The organism is Phytohabitans maris, from assembly GCF_031085175.1.
Lineage (GTDB): Bacteria > Actinomycetota > Actinomycetes > Mycobacteriales > Micromonosporaceae > Phytohabitans > Phytohabitans maris.
The window spans coordinates 1-19,774 of sequence record NZ_JAVHUY010000039.1; the positions used below are offsets into that span (position 1 = coordinate 1).

Consider the following 19,774-nt stretch of genomic DNA (forward strand, 5'->3'; position numbering starts at 1 on the left):
AGGCGGGCGGCGACCTCGTCCAGGTCATACACCGTCACCGCGATGTCGGCGGCGGCCGGCCCGGTCGCCTGCCGGATCTTCGCGTGCAGCACCTTCGACAGCGCCCGCTGCCGCCGCTCCGTACGCACCGCGGCCTCAGCGGCGGCGAGACTGCCGTACAGGCCCAGCGTCGGGTCGACGAGGGCGAGGTGCCGCGCACGCCGGGTCAGCCACGGGTGCCGCAGCCAGTGCACCAGGCCGTAGACCGGCGGGGTCGGCGGCAGCTTCCCGGCCGCGCGCAGAGCATCCCGGCGACGGGCCGCAGAGTCGATCAGCCAGACCGAGTACCCCAGGGCGGACATGCCGGCGAAGAACGCTGCCTGGCCCGGTTCTTCCCAGTGTCCGAGGAGGTTCACCAGCACCGCCCCGACTGCCACTGCGGCGGACAGCAGCCGGGACCACATCGCCCGCTCGCCGAGCTGCCGGCGGCGGTCGGCGTGCATCGACAAGACGGCTCCGCCGAACTCGACCGCGCCGACGGCCAGGAACGCGAACGGCGCCCACCAGTTCAGCCAGCCGGTAGCGGCCTGCCCGGAGCCGACCAGCGCGACGCCGAACACGACCACGTAGAACAGCCGCAGCGCGGTGCGGGTGTCGCTCATCGGGTGATCTCCTTGAGCTTGCCGGTGGCGATCGCGTGCTGCGTGGCCTTGGCATGGTGTGCGGCGAGGTAGCCGGTCGCCGCGAGGACACCGCCCACCGTGGCGACGTAGCCGATGCCGGCCATCGCGAGGACCCACGCGGCGACCGGCCCGGCGGCGACCCGGATGACGAACCAGCCGGTGACGTACGCGGTCGTGGTCGCGAAGAGGGTGAGGCGGGCCCGATACGACGCGCGCTGCCACCAGCGAACGAGCGTGACGGTCAGCCACGCGTGGTTGCCGACCAGGCCCAGGACGATCAGGGCCGTGCCCCAGCCGCCGCCGACGCAGATGCCAGCGGTGATCAGCGCGGTCGCTGCCGCGCACAGGGCGATCACCCGGCACCACCGAGGCGGGACAGGTCGGACCAGGCGGCCAGCCCAGCGAGGGCCACAGCGACGGCGACGGTGCGGTAGACGAGGCGGTTCACGAACGCGGTCACAGGTCCCTCACCGCCCGCTGGCCGTCGCGGACGACGTGGACGAGGAGCGGGTAGGTGGGCCCGTCGTGCCACGGCTTGATCTCGCGCCGGGTCAGGACCCGCCGTAGCCGGAACCCGGTGAGCGGGTCGGTGGGCACGTCGGTGCGGATCTCCACCTCGTCGCGGGTGACGCGGACGTCGAACACGGTCCGCCAGCCGACGTGGAGCAGGACCAGGTCGCCGACCTGGAGGGTGGCGACGTCCTCGGCGGCTGCGAGGTACACGCCGCCCTCGGCGTGGATGAACGTCCGTGCACAGCGGCGGCACGACCAGGACATGCCGCCCTTCGCCGGCCCGTGCTGGTCGAGGATGTACGGAAGCTTGCACCACGGGCAGCGCGGAGCGGTCGGGTCCGGATCCGCAGCTTCGCCGTACAGGTCGAAGGTGACGTAGCGGCGGACCCAGTCGCGGTGGGCGGCGTCCCGGGCCGCGTCGGGCCCGGCCGCCGACCGCCCGGTCACGCTGGGGCGAAGCAGGTCGGCGAAGGCGGCGACCTCGGCGGCCATGCCATAGACGCGGAGCTTCACCACTCACCGACCTCACGGTCGGCGTCGGACTCGGCGCGCAGCTTGGTGAGGTACTCGATCAGCGCCTCGCCCTCCAGTGGCTTCACCGGGGCCGACCGCCACGCCTCCGCCGTATCGTCGGCTCCGCCGAGGGCCAGCCGAGCACCGGACGCGAACGCCTTCCACAGCCCCTCGATGTCCTCCTCCTCGGTGAGGACCCGGAATGCCACCGATCCGTCCTGCCCGTCGTAGGGGGCGAGGTGGGCCAGTGCCTCCCTCCGCTGCTCGTCGGTGAGGTTCTGGTCGGCGACCACGGCCGCCTTGATCTGGTCGTGGGTGCGGGCGAGGAACGCCACGTCCTCCGCGATCTTGATCATGCGTTGGATGCCGGAGCGGATCTCCGCCTTGCTGTCCGGGTTGCTGCCCGGGTCCTGCAGGAACGCCGACAACTGGTGGGCGATCGCGACGTCCTCCGGGTCGATGCCGGCGGCGCGGGTCAGGTGTTCGACCGCCCGTTCGGCGGACTCGCCCTCGAACGGCACCGAGGGGGAGAGGCGCGCCATCTTCTCCTGGGCAGTCAGTACCGGGTCGACGAGCAGGGCGGTCGCCGTGGCGGCGTCGAACACGGGCAGGGTCAGGGTGTCGGCCCGGTCGATGCGCGAGTGCGCGGGGACCGGCGCGGTTGCGATGATGCTCACGGGTTCGTCCTCCTGGTGTTGGCAGGTATGGGCGGATCAAGGGCTCCGGCTGGTCTCCACACCGGTCGGGGCCCGTCTTGCTAGACGAGGGCCAGCTGCTCGGCCCTCGCCATCCGGTCGCGCTGCACGGCCGCGAGGTGCGCGGCCCGGATCTCGGCGAAGGTCCGGGGGCGCCGCCCCTCGGCGGTCGCCTTGAGCCCGGCCTCGATCTCGCGGATCGTCTTCTCCTCGGCCTTGACCTCGGCCGGGGTGAGGAGCGCGTCGGCGAGCTTGTTCAGGCGGCGCAGGCCGACCTGGTCCCGGCGGCGCATGACCTCGTGGATGTCCTCCTGCACGACCGCCTTGACGCGGTGTGCGCAGCGGAGGCAGAGGGCCGGGGTGTTGTCGGCGGTGAGCTCGCGGGCCGGGCCGATGATCCGGCCGTTGCCGCTGCCGCAGTGGGCGAGGCCGTTGAGGGAGAGGTGGAGCTTGGCGCCCTTGCGGGTGCTGACCTGGCCGACCATCACGTTCTGCATGGTATTCAGTCTAGAGGCAGAATGCATTGTAGTCAAGGTCAGACTGCATTCTGCCTCTATGGTGGAGGCATCCCGGTCCATGCGAGAATGGCGTCCATGCCAGAGACTGACGCCGTCAAGATCGAAGCCGCGAAGCGCGCCGTGGCCGATGCCGCTGCCGCGTATCAGGCCGCGGTCGAGGAGGAAAAGGCCGCCCTCACCGCCCTCGCCGAAGTCAAGGCGCGGCGAGATGCGGCGGGCGAGGCGGTGGCGAAGGCGCGGGTCCCGCTGCACGACGCGATCGTGGCGGCGGCGGCGCTGGACATCCGGCAGGTCGACCTGGTCAAGCTGAGCGGGTACACCCGCGACCGCATCTACAAGATCGTGCAGTCGTCCACTGTGGAGTGACTGCCTGCCCGTGGGCACATCCTGGACACAACAGCGCCGGATGCGACGTGATCCCGCGTGATGTGACGTGATGCTTGCGATGCAGGTCACAGGGCATGTCGATCTATCCCCCCAGGACCCGCTTTTGGGCGCTCTATTCGAAGAGCGAGTAGTGGTGGTTCGGGTCCTGGCGGTGGCGGATGCGGATGCGGCGGCTGACGACGACGATGTCGATCACCGCGACCGCCGCCAGCGCGGCGGCGATGACCGTCAGGACCGGGTGGTCGGCGAGGGCGAGCAGGACCGCCAGCGCCACCATGATCACGAGGCCCATCGAGGCGAGGAGAAGCCGCAGGTTGAGCGCGCTGTAGGCGTGTCCGACCGTCCCGCGCCGGCCACGGGGCTGCCCGGGTTGTGTGGTCATGCGATTCGGATACCCGATCCTGCGACTTCCACACTTGATAAAAGATTCTGCACGGCCGCTACCTGCGAATATGCAGAAGATCGCGGCGAGGGATTGACAGCGGTAAGGCACTCGCCGAGAATCTTGAGGGACTGCAGCGCCGCTGTCCGAATGGCATTTGAGTTTGGCCTGCGTCGTCCAATTCTCGTCGCCTGAAACCTTCTCGGAAGGGCGGGGACGCCGTGCATGGTGGCCTATTGTGCTTGCCTTATCCTGCGCTATTACCGACGACAAGAGAGCAGGTCGCGGGCGTTACACGCGACCTGTCTTATTCAGGGGTAATTGAGACCCTCTTCGATCCCGGTCTATGGGATGGAGAGTGGTCGGACAATGTGTCCACCCAAGATGGCGACCCCGAGTATGTCGAGCATGACCGTTATTTCCGGGTCACCCGAGTGAAACACAGGCCGGCCTTCGCGTTTGTGCGAGGCCTCCTCCAAACCCATTCTTGGGTACACGAAAACGGCCTGGCCATGGGTGTTTCGATTCTCGATCCGGTGGAGTGGCAGGAGATGTTCGCCGGGCTGGACGCGCTCCTGCGGTACGCGGCCGGCGACCGTCTCAAGGAGGGCGTGCCGGTCGTCCTGCGCCCCGCGCCGCGGCACGTCCGCGCCGGGTACGACCCGGAGCGGCGCTGGCTGGTCGGCCACCAGTTCATCTTCGCGCTGCTCCAAGGCGTGATCGTCGGCCTCAACTGCTACCTCGAGGCGGGCGGCGACGACCCGGACGGCGAGGCGGCGGCCGACGCCAACGCCGCGGTGCTGGTGGCGGCCGCGTTCATGCGCAGCTCGGCGGCGGCCATCAAGTTCACCGCCGACTTCGGCCCGGTCGACTACGACGCGCGCATCCGGCCGGCGATGAGCCCGCCCAGCGTGCGCGAGGGCTTCAGCGGCCTGCAGACCCGCGACCACGCCTACCTGGTCAGCCTCTTCACCCGGCTGCGGGAGACCGCCGCGGCGCACGGGGAGGGGGTGGCGGGCGAGGCGTTCGAGCAGTTCGTCGAGGCGACCGTGACGGCGTACGAGGCGCACAAGTTCATCTGTTCCCGCTTCGGCGGCGACATCCTGCCCAGCCTGCGCATGGCGGCCGCCTCCCGGGGCCGCTCGACCCAGTCCGGTGTCACCGCGCTCCGCCAGCTGATGCGGGCCCGCCTGTTTGCGCTGACCCCCGAGGGCACGCCGGCCCGCGCGGCCGTACCGGCCTCGATGCTCGGCTCGGTGCTCTCGGCTCCCGCCTCGACGCCGGCTTCGGGGTGCGCCTCCGCCGAAGGGAACGAGGTCCGATGACAACCACACAGGTCGGCATCGTCGGCGCGGGACCGGCCGGGATGCTCGTCGCCACCCTCCTGCGCCGGGCCGGCGTCGACTGCGTCGTGGTCGAGCAGCGCGACCGGGCGTACGTGGAGCAGCGCTCGCGCGGCGGCACCGTCGAGCACCGGGTGGTCGACCTGCTGCGCCGGCACGACCTGGCCGGCGGGCTGCTCGCCACCGGGCAGGTGGAAAACAAGATCGAGTTTCGGATGGCGGGTCGCCGCTACCCCCTGCGGTACGACCCGGTCGCGCAGGGGCGCAGCCACTACATCTACCCCCAGCAGTTCCTGGTGCGCGACCTGGTCGAGGCGTACCTGGCCGACGGTGGCGACCTCCGCTTCGAGACGCCGGCCCGGGTGATCACCGGTATCGAGGGCGACCGCCCGCGGATCGAGGTGGAGAGCCCGTCCGGCGGCTCCGAGGTGATCGAGTGTGACGTCGTGGTCGGCGCCGACGGCGAGTACGGCGTGGCCCGCCGCACGGTGCCCGCCGGCGCCCTGCACGCCTACGAACACCAGTACGGGTACGCGTGGCTGGCCGTGCTCGCCCAGGCCCCGCCCTCCAGCGACTGCGTCATCAACTCCATCCACGAGTCCGGCTCCTGCGTGCACGTGCGGCGTACCCCGGAGGTGAGCCGCTTCTACCTCCAGTGCGCGCGCGACGACACGACCGAGGACTGGCCGGAGGAGCGGATCTGGAAGGAGATCCGGCTGCGGCTGGCGCTGGACGAGCCGTGGACCCTCCACGAAGGACCGATCCTCTCCACCGGTACGGTGCGCATGCGCAGCCTGGTCTGCGCGCCGATGCGGCACGGCTCGCTCTTCCTGGCCGGCGACGCCGCGCACGTCGTACCGCCGGTCGGGGGCAAGGGCTTCAACGTGGCGCTGGCCGACGCCGAGGAGCTCGCGCTCGGGCTGATGGACCGCTTCCTGCGGCACGACCACGAACGGCTCGACGCGTACTCGCCGACCCGGCTGGCCCGCATCTGGCGCGTACAGGAGTTCGTGCACTGGATGATGGACCTGGTCAACACGCCAGGGCTGGGCACGCCGGCCGCACCGTTCCTGCACCGGGTGCAGATGGCCCGGCTGGAGCGGATCGTCGCCTCACCGCCGTACGGCGCGGCCTTCCTGGAGGACTACATCGGCTACTGGTGAGCCGGCACGCGGGTGGCGCGCCCGGCTACTGGTGAAGCACGTTGGTGGCGCGCCACTCGTCGCCGGTGGCGAGGGTGACCTCGTCGCCGGCCGTCACCGCCCGGGGAGTCGCCAGTGGACTGTACGCCTCGGCGGTCCACACCGACCGCCCGCCGCAGAGCAGCTCCTGCGTCCAGATCACCCCGCTCAGCCGCCCGGGTGTGGCGATCGTCAGCCGCAGCTCGGGCGGAAAGCCGGTGAACGCCGGCCCGGTGTAGTCGAACGTCGCGAAGTCGTGGCTCGCGGTCAGCACCCGCACGTCCTCGCGCGGGAAGCGGAGCGAGCCCATCGTCGTGGGGGAGCGCCACTGTGGACGCACGGCGCTCTCCGGCCGGCTCGCCGAACGTGCCACGCCCTGCTTGGCCGCGTCGACCAGCGGCTGGAAGTCGAGCCCGTACGCCCCGCGGAGGGCGCCGGCCGCGTCGTCGAGGTCGGCGAGCTCGGTCGGCAGGTCCCAGTCGAGCCGGTCGCAGCCCACCGCCCGGTAGCGCACCGCCTCGGGCAGCACCGTGCAGCCCTCGGCGCAGAAGCGGTCGCGCACCTCGTGGACCGTGCGGGCGCGCTCCTCGTCGACCAGCGGGTTGTTGACGTGGATGAACGCCAGCAGCAGGTCGAAGCGGCGGCTCAGGTCGACGCCGGAGAGCTCCAGCTGGGACAGGTCACCCTCGACCACCGTCATCCGGTCGGTGAACCCGTTGTGCGCGGCCAGCGTGCGCGCCATCGCCACGTGGTGCCGGTCGACCGCGACCGCCTCGCCCGCGCCGGCCGCCAGGGCCACAAAGGACAGCAGCCCGCTGCCGGTGCCCGCGTCTAGCACCCGCATGCCCGGCCGCACTGCGGCGGCGACCGCCCGCTGCACGGCGTGGCCGCGGTCGAGGCTGAGCAGCAGTCGCATGTGGAGGTCGACGGTGAACGGGATGTCGCCCGGCTTGGCCACAGATCCTCCACGATGGACGGTCAGGCGGGGTCGCAGGGGTCGGCGCGTGTCAATGCTAGCCTAAGGCCGGTGCGAGTGCTCTTCGCGGTTTCTCCGGGGATCGGCCACCTCTTCCCGACCATCCCGCTGGCCTGGGCACTGCGCGCCGCCGGCCACGAGGTGCTGGTGGCGACGGCGGCCGAGGGTGTCGAGGCGGCCGTCCACGCCGGGCTGCCAGCCGTCGAGACCGCGCCGGCCAGCGCGATCGCCGCCATCTTCGGCGCCGCGACCGGCCCACCCGACGAGCGGGCCCGGCGGATGAGCGAGCGCGGCCGGCGGATCGCCGAGGCCGGCCACGCGGTGCACGATCTGCTGCTGCGCACGTTCGGCGAGGTGTCCGCGGTGACCGCCGGCGTGACCGCGGAGGTGGCCCGCCGCTGGCGCCCCGACCTGGTGGTCCACTCCCGGCTGCAGGGCGCCGGCCTGGCGGTGGCGAGCGCGCTCGGCGTGCCCGCGGTCGAGCACGGCTTCAACTTCCAGAGCGAGCCCGACCTCGCCGCCCGCTTCCTGCCCCACCTGGCGGCGGCGTACGAGCGGGTGGGCGCACCACTCGCCCTGCCACCCCGCCGGGTGGTCGTCCACGTCGCGCCACCGGAGATGATGCTCGGCCCGGCCGGTGGCGAGGCCTGGTCGATGCGATACGTGCCGTACAACGCCGGCGGCGACCTGCCGCGGTGGCTGTGGGAGCCACCCGAGCGCCCGCGCGTGCTCATCACGATGGGCACGGTCGTGCCGCGCCTGCAGGGCGTGGGTGGCCTGTCCCGGATGCTGGCCGCCGCGCCCGACGTCGACGCCGAGTTCGTGCTCGCCCTGGGCGGCGACGCCGACCTGGCCCCGCTGGGCCCGCTGCCCCCCAACGTCCGCCCGGTCGGCTGGGTCCCGCTCCACCACCTGCTCACCGGCAGCGCCGCCGTCGTCCACCACGGCGGCTCCGGCACCACGATGGCCGCCCTGGCCGCCGGCGTCCCGCAGCTGGTCCTCCCGCACGGCGCCGACCAGTTCGTCAACGGGGGACAGGTAGCCGCCCTGGGCCTGGGCCTCTGGTGCCCACCCGCCGAGGTCGACGCCGCCACGGTCACGAAGCTCCTGGCCGACGAGACGATCGCCCGCTCCGCGCGGTCCGCGGCCACGCGCATGGCCGGACTCCCCGCGCCCGCCGACCTCGTCACCCCCCTGACGACCCTCACCCACCCCTGACGGCCCGACCAAGAGCCTTGGGCTACCGCAACGGACGTCGCGGTAGCCCAGATGTCCGGAATGGACCTGCTACGGCTCGCGGTCGTAGTCGCGGAGGATGCTCTCGAGCAGCGCCAGCGTGCGGTCGGGGGGCTCGGCCTCGACGCAGAGGCGCTCCATCGCGGCCGCGTACTGGTCGACGTCGTCGCGCTTGTCGAGGTAGAGCGCGCTGGTGAGCTGCTCCATGTAGACCACGTCGGGCAGCTCGGCGTCGGGGAAGCGGAGGATCGAGAACGCTCCACCCGCCGCCGCGTGGCCGCCCGCGCTGAACGGGACGATCTGGATGGTCACGTTGGAGAGCTTGGTGGCGTCGATCAGCGCGGCGATCTGGGTGCGCATCACGGTGTGGCCGCCGATCGGGCGGCGCAGGACGGCCTCGTCGAGCACGGCCCACAGGTGCGGCGCGCCCGGGCGGGTGAGCAGCTGCTGGCGGGCCATGCGCACGTCGACGCGGCGGTCGATCTCGTCGAGGCCGGCGGCGCCGTGGCTGATCATCACGACCGCCCGCGCGTAGTCGCGGCTCTGCAGCAGGCCGGGGACGAACTGCACCTCGTACGTCCGGATCATCCCGGCGTTGGACTCCAGGCCGAGGTAGGCCTGGAACCAGCTGGGCAGCACGTCGCCGAAGCGGTGCCACCACCCCTGCGTGTTGGCCTGGCGGGCCAGGGCGAGCAGGGCCTCGCGCTCGGTCTTGTCGTTTACCCCGTACAGCGTCAGGAGGTCGGCCACATCCCGCTCCTTGAACCCGACCCGGCCGAGCTCCATCCGGCTGATCTTGGACTCGGATGCCCGGATCTCCCACCCGGCGGCTTCGCGGGTCACGCCGTTGGCCTCGCGGAGCTTACGCAGCTGTGAGCCGAGCATGATCCGCAGCACGGTCGGCCCGCCGGCTCCGGCCTCCGGCCCTGTCGTCACGCTGCCCTCCCGGCTCGCTCGCTAGCTGCCGGGGGTAAGCATGCCATGACCGTCTGGAGAGGAGGATCCCCGTTTCGTTCATCCTTGGCGCGAAACGCCAAAGGGCCAGTTGGCGCGGGGTGTCAAAGTGGCCCCAGCAGCGCGGGATGCCCGAGGAGACCGGCGGTGCGGGGGTGCCAAAGGGGCTGGCCGTGGCGCCGGCCACCCCCTACTTCCGGGTAACCACTGCCCTCAGGTCAGGAGGTGGTCGAAGTCCCCGTCTCTGGCGCCCAGGATGAACGCGGCTATCTCCTCCGTGGTGTAGATCAGCGCGGGCCCCTCGGGGTCCCGCGAGTTGCGGATCGCGATCCCGGCCCCGCCGGGCAGCTCTGCCACCTCGACACAGTTTCCGCTGGGGTTGCTGCGGCGGCTCTTGCGCCACGCGACCGCCGGCAGCTGGCCGGCGGGCGTGCCGTTGACAATCTGGCTCATCGACGTCTTTCTCATCGGCCTGCGTACGGGCTTGGGGCACGGACGCTAGGGTTCGATCAGATCATCTGCACGTGCATCAGCCCTTGCGTCTGCAAGGGCCAGCTAGCATGATAACTCTGTGCTACTAGTGCAAGGTCGTTCACGTTTTGTGACGGAAACGCGGGCCAACGGCGACCCGCGGGGCACCCCCCTCTGTCCCCATTGCCATCACGAAGCCAAAACCACCTGCTGGGAGTAGAAGCATGCCTGCCCCAACCATCGAACCGACCCAGCGCGACCCCCAGGCCGTGGCCCCTACGGACAGTTACAGTCCGGCGGACCGCGTGTGGGTCTACCGTGGCGGCACGTGGCGTGCCGGTGTCGTCGAGGCGGTCTCCCCCCGGGCCGCCACGGTGACCTACCGGCCGAACAGTGCGCGCGGCACCGGCGTCGACACGCTGACCGCGCCGTACATGTTTCCGCGTGCGGACATCGACCCGCTCCTGGATCGCGCGCCACAACGCCGGTGAGCGCCTTGTCCGGCCCTGACCCACGACAGGACCGGACAAGGCCAGCACTCGTTACGGCGCACTAACGCGATCGAAACACATCGCTGCGAGTGTTTCCTGGCTGATCTTGAGATCCTTCGATACGAAGGGCCTCCGATCGAGAGGAGACATGGTGGCGATACCACAAACCCGCCGGCAGTTCCTCCAAGCGGTCGGTGTGACCGGCGGAGCGGGTGTCCTCTACAGCACGATGGGCGCGCTCGGCCTGGCGCCGGCCGCACAGGCGGCACCGCCGTTCCGCGCGCCGCGCGAGTCCGACTTCACGCTGACCGGCCGATCGCACCGGTCGGTGCTGGTCCTCGGCGCCGGCATCGCGGGCCTGGCCACGGCGTACGAGCTGCGCAAGGCGGGCTACCAGGTGCGCGTCCTGGAGGCGCGCAAGCGGCCCGGCGGTCGCAACTGGACAGTGCGCGGCGGCACGGTCGAGACCGACCTCGACGGCCACACCCAGCGCGCCGCGTACGCCAAGGGGCAGTACCTCAACGCCGGGCCGGCCCGCATCGCCCAGCACATGGTCACGCTGGACTACTGCCGCGAGCTGGGCGTGCCGATCGAGATGTTCGGCAACCAGAACGCGGACGGCTACTACTACAACGAGGGCGTCGGCGTCCTCTCCGGCACCCCGATCCGGCACCGCACCGCCAAGGCCGACGTCTACGGGTACGTCTCGGAGCTGCTCGCCAAGGCAACCGACCAGGGCGCGCTGGACGGCCAGCTCACGGCGGAGGACAAGGAGCGGCTGCTCACGTTCCTGCGCAACTTCGGCTCGATCGGTGGGCGCGCGGACGGCTGGAAGTACACCGGCAGCACGCGGCGCGGGTACCTCGTCGACCCGGGGGCCGGCAACGAGGCGGGCACGCCGAACCTGCCCCCGTACGCCCTCTCCGACGTGCTCGCCAGCGGCGTGGGGCAGTACTTCTCGTTCGAGTTCGGCTGGGACCAGGCGATGCTGATGTTCCAACCGGTGGGTGGCATGGACCGGATCGCGTACGCGCTGGAGGACGCGGTCGGCGCCCACCACATCACGTACGGGGCGGAGGTCCGCTCGCTCACCGACAAGGGCTCGGGCGTGGAGGTCGTCTACACCGGACCCGGCGGGCGGCCCAGCCTCGCCAAGGCCGACTTCTGCGTGTGCACGATCCCGCCCCAGGTGCTCGTGAAGATCCCTACCAACCTCAGCCAGCCGGTCAAGGAGGCGCTCGCCTACGCGCAGCCGGTGAGCACCGGCAAGATCGGGCTCCAGTACGGCCGGCGGTGGTGGGAGGAGGACGAGAGGATCTACTCCGGCATCACCAACACCAACCTCGACCTCGGCACGATCTGGTACCCCTCGTACGGCTACCACGGCGCCAAGGGCATCCTCGTCGGCTACTACAACTTCGGTGCCAGCGCCGACCTGTACGCCTCGCTCACCCCCGCCGAGCGGCAGGCGCGGGCCGTCGAGCAGGGCGTGAAGATACACGGCGAGAGGTACCGCACCGAGCTGGAGACCGCGTTCTCGGTGGCGTGGCCGCGCACGAGGTACAGCGAGGGCGGCTGGGTCTCCTGGCCCTCCCGCACGAGCGGCCACTATGGACGGTTGCTGGAGCCGGACGGCAACGTCTACTTCGCCGGCGACCACCTCAGCTACTACATCGCCTGGCAGGCCGGAGCGTTCGAGTCCGCCCGCAAGGTCGTCACCGACCTGCACACCCGCGTGCTGTCGAGCTAGCCACCTGGCGGCCTCACCCTCCACGCTTGGCCCGCCCCGTAGGCGGTGCCTGCTCTCGATGGTTGTGAATCTAGAACGCTTAGGGCGGATATAGAGCCCTAAACGTTCTAGATCGGCTTTGGATCCGCTCCCGCCCGAGGCAAACGGTGGGTCAGGTGACGGGCACCAGCTCCACGCAGGAGATCGACGGCATCGGCAGGTCGAAGGCGATCGCCGCGGCGCCGTCGCGGACCTCCAGCAGCCGGGACGGCTCCGCCTCCGCCACGCGGTCGGCGTCGCGTAGCGCCGCCCACTGGCGCTCGTCGGGCCAGTCGCGCCCCTCGGCGATCGTGTGCCACCGCGCCGCGACGTTCGAGTGCGTCGCGTCGACCCGCCAGCGGGTCATGCGGTACGACGGCGCGGGCAGCCCGGTCAGGTCGACGGTGACCGCCCGATCGAGCTCGGCGTCGCCGTCGGCCTTGGCGTGATCGAGCGTGGTGTTCCAGAGCAGCACTGTGACCGTGCCGTCGCCGGAGCGCGCCGCCCACGCCTCGACCAGCCCGCCGGCGCCGTCGCCGGTGAGCGTGACCGGCAGCTCGGTGTCGCCGAGCCGCTGGGCGAGCGCCAGCGCCCAGTACTTCGGCTTGGCCAGGTTGCCGACGGTCAGCAGCCCGAACCCGCCGTGCGTGAGCCGCGGCGGGCGTCCCAGCTCCTCGAAGTGGTCCGAGGCGACCCACGGCGCGAGCGCCTCGACCCGCCCGGCCGCCGAGCGCATGCCGCGGAGCAGGAACGCCGCCGCGAACACCGTGTCGTTGACCTCGCTGCCGTGCGTGGCGGTCACGCCCCACTCGGTCCACAGTAGAGGCCGGTCGCCGGCGAGCGGGCGCAGGTCGAGCGGTGGACTGCCGTACGTGTGGGTGGAGACGAAGTCCACAGGGGACTTCCGGGCGAGCTGGTCGTCGATCCACCCGACGGCGGCCGAGGCGGGACCGCCCACCCGCAGCCCCGGGTCGACGGCCTTCACCGCGCGGGCGGTCTCGTCGTACAGCCGCCAGAACTCCTCCGGCGTGCCGGACCAGAAGACCGACAGGTTCGCCTCGTTCCACACCTCGAACCACCAGTTGTCGCGCACCTCCGCCAGCCCGTACCGGCCGACGAGGTGGGCGGTCAGCTCGCGCACCAGCCACGACCACCGGTCCCAGTCGCGCGGTGGCGAGACGATCGCCTGGTACGCGAAGACCGTCCGCGAAGGGTCGCTGGCCAGGTCGCGCGGCATGTACGACAGCTCGACGACCGGGCGCATGCCGAGCTCCAGCACGGTGTCGTAGACCCGGTCGACGCCGCTGAAGTCGAGCCGCGGCTCCCCGTCGACCAGCTTGTACACGCCGAGGTCGTCGCAGAGGATCGCGTGCGCCCGTACCTGCTGGACGCCCAACTCGTCGCGGACCCGGCGCAGCGCCGCGGTGAGCTCGGCGCCGATCGGCCGGCCGCCGCTCGTGTCGGTGCTGAGCAGGTGGCTCAGGTGCTCGGAGCCGACCACGGCCCGCCACGGCCGGTGCAGGAGCCCGGCGTCCCCGTCCGCCGCCACCGTCACGCCGACCTCCGCCGGACCGCCGGAGTGGGCGGCCGCCGCCACGGGCACGCTGAGCGGCCCCATCGAGGTCACGGTGCCGAGCGGCGCGACCGCGTACCAGTACTCGCGGAACGGCTCGCCGGTGGTGTCCGCGTACGGGCCGTGCGGCACCGCGAGCACGTCACCGCCGCCGTGGTCGACCGGCTCGTACGGCCCCGAGGGGCTGGTCGCGCGGTGCACCGCGTACCCGATGGCGCCCGGCACCGGTGCCCAGTCGACGGTGACGTGACCGCGCCCGCCGTTCGCGACCAGCTCCCCGGGTGCCGGCAGGTCGGCCGGCACGATCTCGCCGGGCGCCCGGTCCTGGGCGCCACCCGCGCCCATGAGCTGTGCCCACCGTTCGCGGGCGACGTCTTCGACGGTCACTGTGCCTCCTGGTTCGCTCGCTCGGCTGCGCCCAGAGCCGCCGCGCCAACTCGCTCGCTCACCGCGCCCTCACGTTGAACGTCTCCATCGCCAGCAGCGGGCGCAGCGCCCGCTCGATCCGCGGGGTCACGAACGCCCGGTGGATCGAGTCGTGGCCCAGCTCGTTGCCGAGCGCGCCCAGGATCATGGCCTGGTCGAGCGCCAGGTACCGCTTGGCCACCGTGCCGCTGCGCACCGCGACCGCGTCGTAGAAGCCGCCCGGCCCGTACGCGCCGAGGTTGGCCTTCATCTTCGCCAGGTTGTCCAGGACCGCGCGCTTGGCGTACGGCAGCGCGAGGAAGGCCGCGTGCGGCGTCACCACACCGTCCCCATAGGTCGGTGCCGGGCCGGCGGGGCGGCAGTCGCCGAAGCCGCCGTCGTAGTTGGACGACTCCACATCGGACGGGTAGCCGCCCGGGTCCATGCCCATCGCGTCGACGCCCCAGACGCGGTAGCCGCCGAACGGGTCGGAGGCGGGGGAGAAGCCCCAGTAGCCGTACTTCGCGTCGCGCAGGCCGTGCTCGATCTGCCCCGCCACGGTCGCCGGGTGGTTGCGGCCCCAGCTGCGCGGGCCCCACTTCGCCTCGGGTACGAACAGGTCCGGCATCAGCGCCTCGAACATGTCCCCGCCCCAGCTCGGTACGAACTGGATGCCCCGGTACGTGTACGAGCCCTCGAAGACCGGCACGCCAAGGTGGGTGGCCTGGAAGCCGGTGGGCTGCTGCTCCAGCCAGTCCCAGTCGCAGGTGGCCGGGAACGTGCGCTGGGTCGCGAAGTAGTGCGCCGGCGGGATCTGGCCGAACGCGATGCCGAGGTAGCTGGCGATCCGCGGCTCGGTCACCGCGATGTCGTAGTGGTTGCAGGTGTACCAGACGTCCGGCCCGCGGTCGCGGTAGTTGTCCACGACGAAGCACTCGGTCGGCTCGGTGTCCCAGAAGCCACCCCGGATCAGCCCGGCCGGGAAGTCGGGTCCGCGCGCCTCGGGGTTGTAGTAGAAGCCGAAGTCCATCGGCGCCAGCAGGCGGCTGGCGAGCGCCCGGTGCTCCGGAAACGCGTTGCTGACCACGACGAGCGCGGCGGCCAGCCAGCCGTTGTCCACGCTGGACAGGAACGGGGTGCGCGGCGTGCCGTCCTCCGGCCAGGTGGTGATCACCGTTCCGGTGTGCGGGTCGTACCAGTTGTAGAACATGCCCGAGTCGTCGTGCCGGTCCAGATCGGACAGCCCGTCGAGTGCGGCACCGACCACCTTGGACGCCTCGCGACCGGAGACGATGCCGATGTCGCGGGCGGCGACGGCCGACCACATGAGACCGCCGATGTTCGTCGGCGACGTGTACGCCGAGCGGCTGGCCGGTGCGAGGTCACCGCCGATGTTGTCGGACGGCAGGCCGGTGGCCGGGTCCACCATGGCGACCATCGAGCGCCAGGTGTCGCGCGCGTACGTGGTCAACGCGTCGGGCGCGGCGGTCGCGGGGGCCGGGGCGGTCGCGGGGGCCGCGGGTAGGAGGACAAGAGCCAGACCGACGGAGAGGAGACGTCTCATGGAAACCCTCACTTGAGTCCGGTCGTCGCGATGCCCCGCAGGAAGTGCCGCTGGAGCAGGACGAACACGATGACCACGGGCAGCAGGACGGCGACCGCACCGGCGAGCACGAGCCCGTAGTCGATGCGGTTCTGGCCCACGCTGTAGAGCGCGAGCGCGACGGGGAGCGTGTACCTGTCCTCGGTGGTGGCCACGACCAGCGGCCACAGGAAGTTGTTCCAGGAGGCGAGGAACGTGAGGATGGTGAGCGTGGCCAGTGCCGGCCCGCAGAGCGGCAGCACGACCCGGGCGAAGATGCGCAGCTCGCCGGCACCGTCCACTCTGGCCGCCTCGATGAGCTCGTCCGGGACGGACAGCAGGTACTGCCGCATCAGGAAGACACCGAAGGGCGTGGCGAGGAACGGCAGGATTAGGCCGCCGTACGAGTTGACCAGCCCGAGGTTGCTGACCATCACGAACTGCGGCACGAATGTCACCATGCTCGGCACCATCAGCGTGCCGAGCACGACCAGGAACAGCGCCCGCTTGCCGGGGAAGCGCAGCTTGGCCAGCGCGTAGCCGAGCAGCGAGCAGAAGGCGAGGTTGCCCAGGGTGGTGAGCACCGCGACGATCGCCGAGTTGGCGAACGCCTGCGGAAAGTCCAACCTGGACAGCAGTTCGCGGTAGTTGTCGAGGGTGAAGACCTCCGGCCACCAGGTCGCCGGGATGCGGCGGATCTCCGCCTCCGGCTTCACCGACGACAGCACCGCCCACAGGAACGGGCCGACGACCACCAGCAGCCCCGCGCCGAGCACCACGTACAGCCCGACGCGCGCGACGAGATCCCTGCGCCGCATGTCAGTCCCTCGATCCCAGGAGGCGGAACTGGAGGATGGACAGGCCCACGATGACGGCGAAGAGCACGTAGCTGACCGCCGCGGCGTAGCCGTAGTTGCCGAAGCCGAACTGGTTGTAGATGTGGTACGAGACGGAGAGCGTGGAGTCGAGCGGGCCGCCCCGGGTCATCACCAGCGGCTCCTCGAAGAGCTGCAGGTAGCCGATGCTGGTGACCACACCGCCGAACAGGAGCGTGGGGCGCAGCAACGGCACGGTGATGTGGCGAAACTGGGCCCACCGCCCGGCACCGTCCAGAGTGGACGACTCGTACAGGTCGGCCGGGATCGCCTGGAGTCCGGCCAGGAAGATCACCATCAGAAAGCCGAAGTTGCGCCAGACCGCCATCACGATGATCGACGGCAGCGCCAGGTCGGCGTCACCCAGCCAGTTCGGCCCGTCGACGCCGACCAGGCGCAGCGCGTTGTTGACCAGCCCGGCCTCCGGGTCGAGCAGAAAGCGCCACACCACGGCGAGCGCCACGATGCTGGTCACCACCGGCAGGTAGAAGCCGACCCGGAAGAGCGTGCGAAACCTGACCAGGGCGGAGTTGAGCGCGCTCGCCGCGGCCAGCCCGACCGCCATCGTCAGCGGTACGCCGACGACCACGAAGATCGCGGTGTTCAGCGCGGCCCGGCGAAACTGCGCGTCGTCCAGCAGCCGGGTGTAGTTGTCCACCCCGACGAACTCCACCGCGAACGGAGTGCGCAGGTCGGTGGAGCGCAGGTCGGTCACGCTCATCACCAGCGAGGCCACCACCGGCACCGCCATGAAGAGCAGGAAGAGCAGGGTGAACGGGGTGGCGAAGAGCCAACCGGCGAGCCGTTGCCGGATCCGGTACGGCCGGCGGGGACCGGCCGTACCGGATGTCGCCTTGGCCGGTGCCGTGGCCGTCGTGGCGGCCATGGCTCAGGCCCCGGTGCCGATGCCGCTCGCGCGCTGCTGCATCGCCTTCGCGGCCGCCGCCGGGTCCGTACCCGACTTGGCCACCTTCTCGACCTCGCCGTCGATGACCGCGGCCACCTGCTCCCAGGTGGGTATCGCCGGCGGCGACTTGGCGTCCTTGAGCTGCTCGCCGAAGGTGGCGAGGATCGGGTCGCCGGAGAGCGTCGGGTCGCTCCACGCGCCCTGCACCGCGGGCAGGTCGGAGACCGTCTGGTACCACTTGATCTGCACCTCGGGCCGGCTCAGCCAGGAGACGAACTTCCAGGCGCCGTCGCGGTTCTTGGCGTCCTTGAAGACGGCCAGGTCGCTGCCGCCGACGAACGACGTCGCGGACTGCTTGCGCGGCATCGCCGTCACCGCGAACTTCTCCTTGAACGCGGCGCCGCCCTGATCGGTCAGCAGGCTCACGTGCCACGGTCCGGAGATGAACGCGGCGAGCGAGCCGTTGATGAAGCTCTGCTCCAGCGCGCCCTGCAGGGACAGGTCGGTCGGCGGCGAGAGCTTTTCGGTGAAGAAGGACTGGTAGTACGCCAGCGCCTCGGTCATCTGTGGACTGTCCAGAGTGAACGCGTCGCCGTCGGCCAGGCCGGCCCCGTTGGACCAGGCGAACGGCATGAAGCTCTGCCAGCTGCCGGTGCCGCCGGGCTGGAGGTTCATGCCCCACTTCGTGCCGCCCTTGTCCCGCATCGCGGTGGCGAACGACTTCAGCTCGTCCCATGTGGTCGGTGCGCTCACGCCGGCCTTGGCGGCCAGGTCCTTGCGGTAGTAGATGAGCCGGGTCTCGACGTACCACGGCACGCCGTACGAGGTGCCGTCGACGACGGTGGTGTCCCACGCGCCGGGGAAGAAGTCGCCGCGCGCGACGGTGCCTTCGGGGGTCGGGTCGAGCGCGCCGGTCTTGGCGAACTCGCCCATCCAGGTCGTGCCGAGCATCGACACGTCCGGGGTCTGCTTGCCGGCGATCGCGCTGGCGATCTTCTGGTGCGCGGCGTCCCACGGTACGGCGGTCACGTTGACCTTCGCGTCCGGGTTTTCCGCCATGAACTCCTGGGCGAACGCGCCGAGCTTTTCTCCCTCGGTGCCCATGGCCCATACCGTGATCTCGCCGGTGGCCTTGCCCTCGGCCACCGGCTGCGCGGCGTCGCCACCGCCGCCGGAGTCGCGGCCGCAGGCGCCGAGCACCAGCGCCGCGACGAGCATCGCGGCGGTGCCCAACCGCCGATGCGTTGTCATGTCTGTACCTCCCGGGGTGGTGGGCCGGTCCGGTGGGTGCCGCAGCTGCGGCGGACCGTGAGCTGCGTGGGGAGGACCTGGCTGCGCACCGCGCTCGGCGGGCGCGACCGGTCCGAGCCTCGTTCGGTGATGCGGTCGTGCAGCCAGTGCGCCGCGGTGGCGCCCAGCTCCCGCATCGGTTGGCGCACGGTGGTCAGCCCGGCGAACCGGGCCGCCATCACGTCGTCCCAGCCGGTGACCGCGAGGTCGTCCGGCACGGTCAGGCCGGCCTCGGTCGCCGCCGTGTGCACGCCGAGGGCCACCTCGTCGTTGGCGCACACCACGGCCTGCGGCCGGGAGCGCCGCCGCAGCAGCGCCTCGGCCGCCGCACGGCCGGCCTCGATGTCGAAAGAGCAACGCACAGGAGCCGGCACGGGTACGCCGCCGGCGCGCAGCCCGGCGGCGAAGCCCGCGTACCGCCCGGCGACGTCGGGGGAGTCGTCCGGGTCGCCGACGAAGGCGAACCGCCGGTGGCCGTGCGCCAGCAGGTGCTCGGCCAGCTCGCGAGCGCTGCGCTCGTTGTCGGTGCGGATAGTGTCCACTGTGGAGATCGGGTCGCGGGCGACCAGCACGAGCGGCGGCCCGCTCGCGGCGATGCGCTCCACGACCTCGTCGCCGACGGTACGGCCCATGACGACCATGCCGTCGACCCGGTTGGCGAGCTCGAGCACCTGTGCCGCCGCGTCCCGCCGGCCGTGCGTGGCCAGGATCAGCACGCTCCGGCCGAGGTCGGCGGCGACCTCCTCGTAGCCGAGGACCACCTCGGCGTAGTACGGCCCGATGAGGTCCGGAAACACGATGCCGTTGGCCGCGTGCTGGCCCTCGGCCAGCGAACGCCCGAGCCGGCTCGGCGTGAACCCGAGCTCCTCGACGGCGGCGAGCACCCGCGCCCGGGTCTCGGGCGTCACGAGATCGGAGTCCCGCATCGTCCGCGACACGGTCGCGATGGAGACACCGGCGCGCTGCGCGACCTGGTAGATGGTGACTCCGGCGCGCCGCTTTGAAAGCGCTTTCATCGCCACGACGGCAGTCTATACCCGAGCGGTTGTCGA

At 71.4% G+C, this 19,774-nt stretch carries 20 protein-coding genes and 1 pseudogene; 6 read left to right on the forward strand and 15 right to left on the reverse strand.

What is annotated here, in order from left to right; genetic code table 11:
* The 5 genes and pseudogenes from RB614_RS32245 to RB614_RS32265 all read right to left on the reverse strand — a co-directional run.
* Positions 1-641: pseudogene (locus RB614_RS32245) on the reverse strand (hypothetical protein); the annotation flags it as partial.
* Complete coding sequence (locus RB614_RS32250; RefSeq protein ID WP_308716462.1) at positions 638-1,018, reverse strand: hypothetical protein; 381 nt, start codon at positions 1,016-1,018, stop codon at positions 638-640. The pseudogene RB614_RS32245 and the gene RB614_RS32250, both read right to left, overlap by 4 nt.
* A 100-nt stretch (positions 1,019-1,118) precedes the next feature.
* Positions 1,119-1,688, reverse strand: coding sequence for a hypothetical protein (locus tag RB614_RS32255; RefSeq protein WP_308716463.1), 570 nt, complete (start codon positions 1,686-1,688; stop codon positions 1,119-1,121).
* On the reverse strand, positions 1,685-2,365 hold the full coding sequence (locus RB614_RS32260; RefSeq protein ID WP_308716464.1) for a hypothetical protein: 681 nt from the start codon (positions 2,363-2,365) through the stop codon (positions 1,685-1,687). Before RB614_RS32260 ends, RB614_RS32255 begins: the two co-directional genes overlap by 4 nt.
* Before the next feature lie 80 nt (positions 2,366-2,445).
* Positions 2,446-2,880, reverse strand: coding sequence for a hypothetical protein (locus tag RB614_RS32265; RefSeq protein ID WP_308716465.1), 435 nt, complete (start codon positions 2,878-2,880; stop codon positions 2,446-2,448).
* Positions 2,881-2,976: 96 nt separating this feature from the next.
* On the opposite strand from RB614_RS32265, the gene RB614_RS32270 reads away from it, so the two are divergent.
* Positions 2,977-3,267, forward strand: coding sequence for a hypothetical protein (locus RB614_RS32270; protein ID WP_308716466.1), 291 nt, complete (start codon positions 2,977-2,979; stop codon positions 3,265-3,267).
* Between the two features lie 133 nt (positions 3,268-3,400).
* Here the strand turns inward: RB614_RS32270 and RB614_RS32275 are convergent, their stop codons facing one another.
* Positions 3,401-3,670 (reverse strand): DUF6343 family protein, encoded by a 270-nt coding sequence (locus RB614_RS32275; RefSeq protein WP_308716467.1) that lies wholly within the window; start codon positions 3,668-3,670, stop codon positions 3,401-3,403.
* 371 nt (positions 3,671-4,041) lie between these two features.
* On the opposite strand from RB614_RS32275, the gene RB614_RS32280 reads away from it, so the two are divergent.
* Entirely contained in the window at positions 4,042-4,995 is a 954-nt protein-coding gene (locus RB614_RS32280) for a hypothetical protein (protein ID WP_487379839.1), read from the forward strand.
* Complete coding sequence (locus tag RB614_RS32285) at positions 4,992-6,176, forward strand: 4-hydroxybenzoate 3-monooxygenase (protein ID WP_308716469.1); 1,185 nt, start codon at positions 4,992-4,994, stop codon at positions 6,174-6,176. The genes RB614_RS32280 and RB614_RS32285 overlap by 4 nt, the downstream gene beginning before the upstream one ends.
* Positions 6,177-6,201: 25 nt before the next feature.
* On the opposite strand, the gene RB614_RS32290 is transcribed toward RB614_RS32285, so the two are convergent.
* The gene (locus tag RB614_RS32290; protein WP_308716470.1) at positions 6,202-7,152 is read right to left on the reverse strand and encodes a 50S ribosomal protein L11 methyltransferase; all 951 of its coding nucleotides are present in this window, start codon (positions 7,150-7,152) and stop codon (positions 6,202-6,204) included.
* A gap of 69 nt (positions 7,153-7,221) precedes the next feature.
* Here RB614_RS32290 and RB614_RS32295 point away from each other — a divergent pair, with 69 nt between their 5' ends.
* Positions 7,222-8,388 (forward strand): nucleotide disphospho-sugar-binding domain-containing protein, encoded by a 1,167-nt coding sequence (locus tag RB614_RS32295; protein ID WP_308716471.1) that lies wholly within the window; start codon positions 7,222-7,224, stop codon positions 8,386-8,388.
* Positions 8,389-8,457: 69 nt separating this feature from the next.
* Here the strand turns inward: RB614_RS32295 and RB614_RS32300 are convergent, their stop codons facing one another.
* Both RB614_RS32300 and RB614_RS32305 read right to left on the reverse strand, forming a co-directional pair.
* On the reverse strand, positions 8,458-9,291 hold the full coding sequence (locus RB614_RS32300) for a helix-turn-helix domain-containing protein (protein WP_308716541.1): 834 nt from the start codon (positions 9,289-9,291) through the stop codon (positions 8,458-8,460).
* Between the two features lie 282 nt (positions 9,292-9,573).
* Positions 9,574-9,813 (reverse strand): DUF397 domain-containing protein, encoded by a 240-nt coding sequence (locus tag RB614_RS32305; RefSeq protein ID WP_308716472.1) that lies wholly within the window; start codon positions 9,811-9,813, stop codon positions 9,574-9,576.
* Between the two features lie 323 nt (positions 9,814-10,136).
* Between RB614_RS32305 and RB614_RS32310 the strand changes: the two genes are divergently transcribed.
* Positions 10,137-10,322 (forward strand): hypothetical protein, encoded by a 186-nt coding sequence (locus tag RB614_RS32310; RefSeq protein ID WP_308716473.1) that lies wholly within the window; start codon positions 10,137-10,139, stop codon positions 10,320-10,322.
* 148 nt (positions 10,323-10,470) lie between these two features.
* On the forward strand, positions 10,471-12,072 hold the full coding sequence (locus tag RB614_RS32315; protein ID WP_308716474.1) for a flavin monoamine oxidase family protein: 1,602 nt from the start codon (positions 10,471-10,473) through the stop codon (positions 12,070-12,072).
* Positions 12,073-12,223: 151 nt separating this feature from the next.
* On the opposite strand, the gene RB614_RS32320 is transcribed toward RB614_RS32315, so the two are convergent.
* The 6 genes from RB614_RS32320 to RB614_RS32345 are packed head-to-tail and all read right to left on the reverse strand — an operon-like array spanning position 12,224 to position 19,738.
* Positions 12,224-14,050, reverse strand: coding sequence for a GH39 family glycosyl hydrolase (locus RB614_RS32320; protein ID WP_308716475.1), 1,827 nt, complete (start codon positions 14,048-14,050; stop codon positions 12,224-12,226).
* Positions 14,051-14,108: 58 nt separating this feature from the next.
* The gene (locus RB614_RS32325) at positions 14,109-15,632 is read right to left on the reverse strand and encodes a glucoamylase family protein (RefSeq protein WP_308716476.1); all 1,524 of its coding nucleotides are present in this window, start codon (positions 15,630-15,632) and stop codon (positions 14,109-14,111) included.
* Positions 15,633-15,640: 8 nt separating this feature from the next.
* Positions 15,641-16,468 (reverse strand): carbohydrate ABC transporter permease, encoded by an 828-nt coding sequence (locus RB614_RS32330; RefSeq protein WP_308716477.1) that lies wholly within the window; start codon positions 16,466-16,468, stop codon positions 15,641-15,643.
* Between the two features lies 1 nt (position 16,469).
* On the reverse strand, positions 16,470-17,411 hold the full coding sequence (locus RB614_RS32335; RefSeq protein WP_308716478.1) for a carbohydrate ABC transporter permease: 942 nt from the start codon (positions 17,409-17,411) through the stop codon (positions 16,470-16,472).
* Between the two features lie 3 nt (positions 17,412-17,414).
* Complete coding sequence (locus RB614_RS32340) at positions 17,415-18,683, reverse strand: sugar ABC transporter substrate-binding protein (RefSeq protein ID WP_308716479.1); 1,269 nt, start codon at positions 18,681-18,683, stop codon at positions 17,415-17,417.
* Positions 18,680-19,738 (reverse strand): LacI family DNA-binding transcriptional regulator, encoded by a 1,059-nt coding sequence (locus RB614_RS32345; protein ID WP_308716542.1) that lies wholly within the window; start codon positions 19,736-19,738, stop codon positions 18,680-18,682. Before RB614_RS32345 ends, RB614_RS32340 begins: the two co-directional genes overlap by 4 nt.
* Positions 19,739-19,774 lie beyond the last annotated feature (36 nt).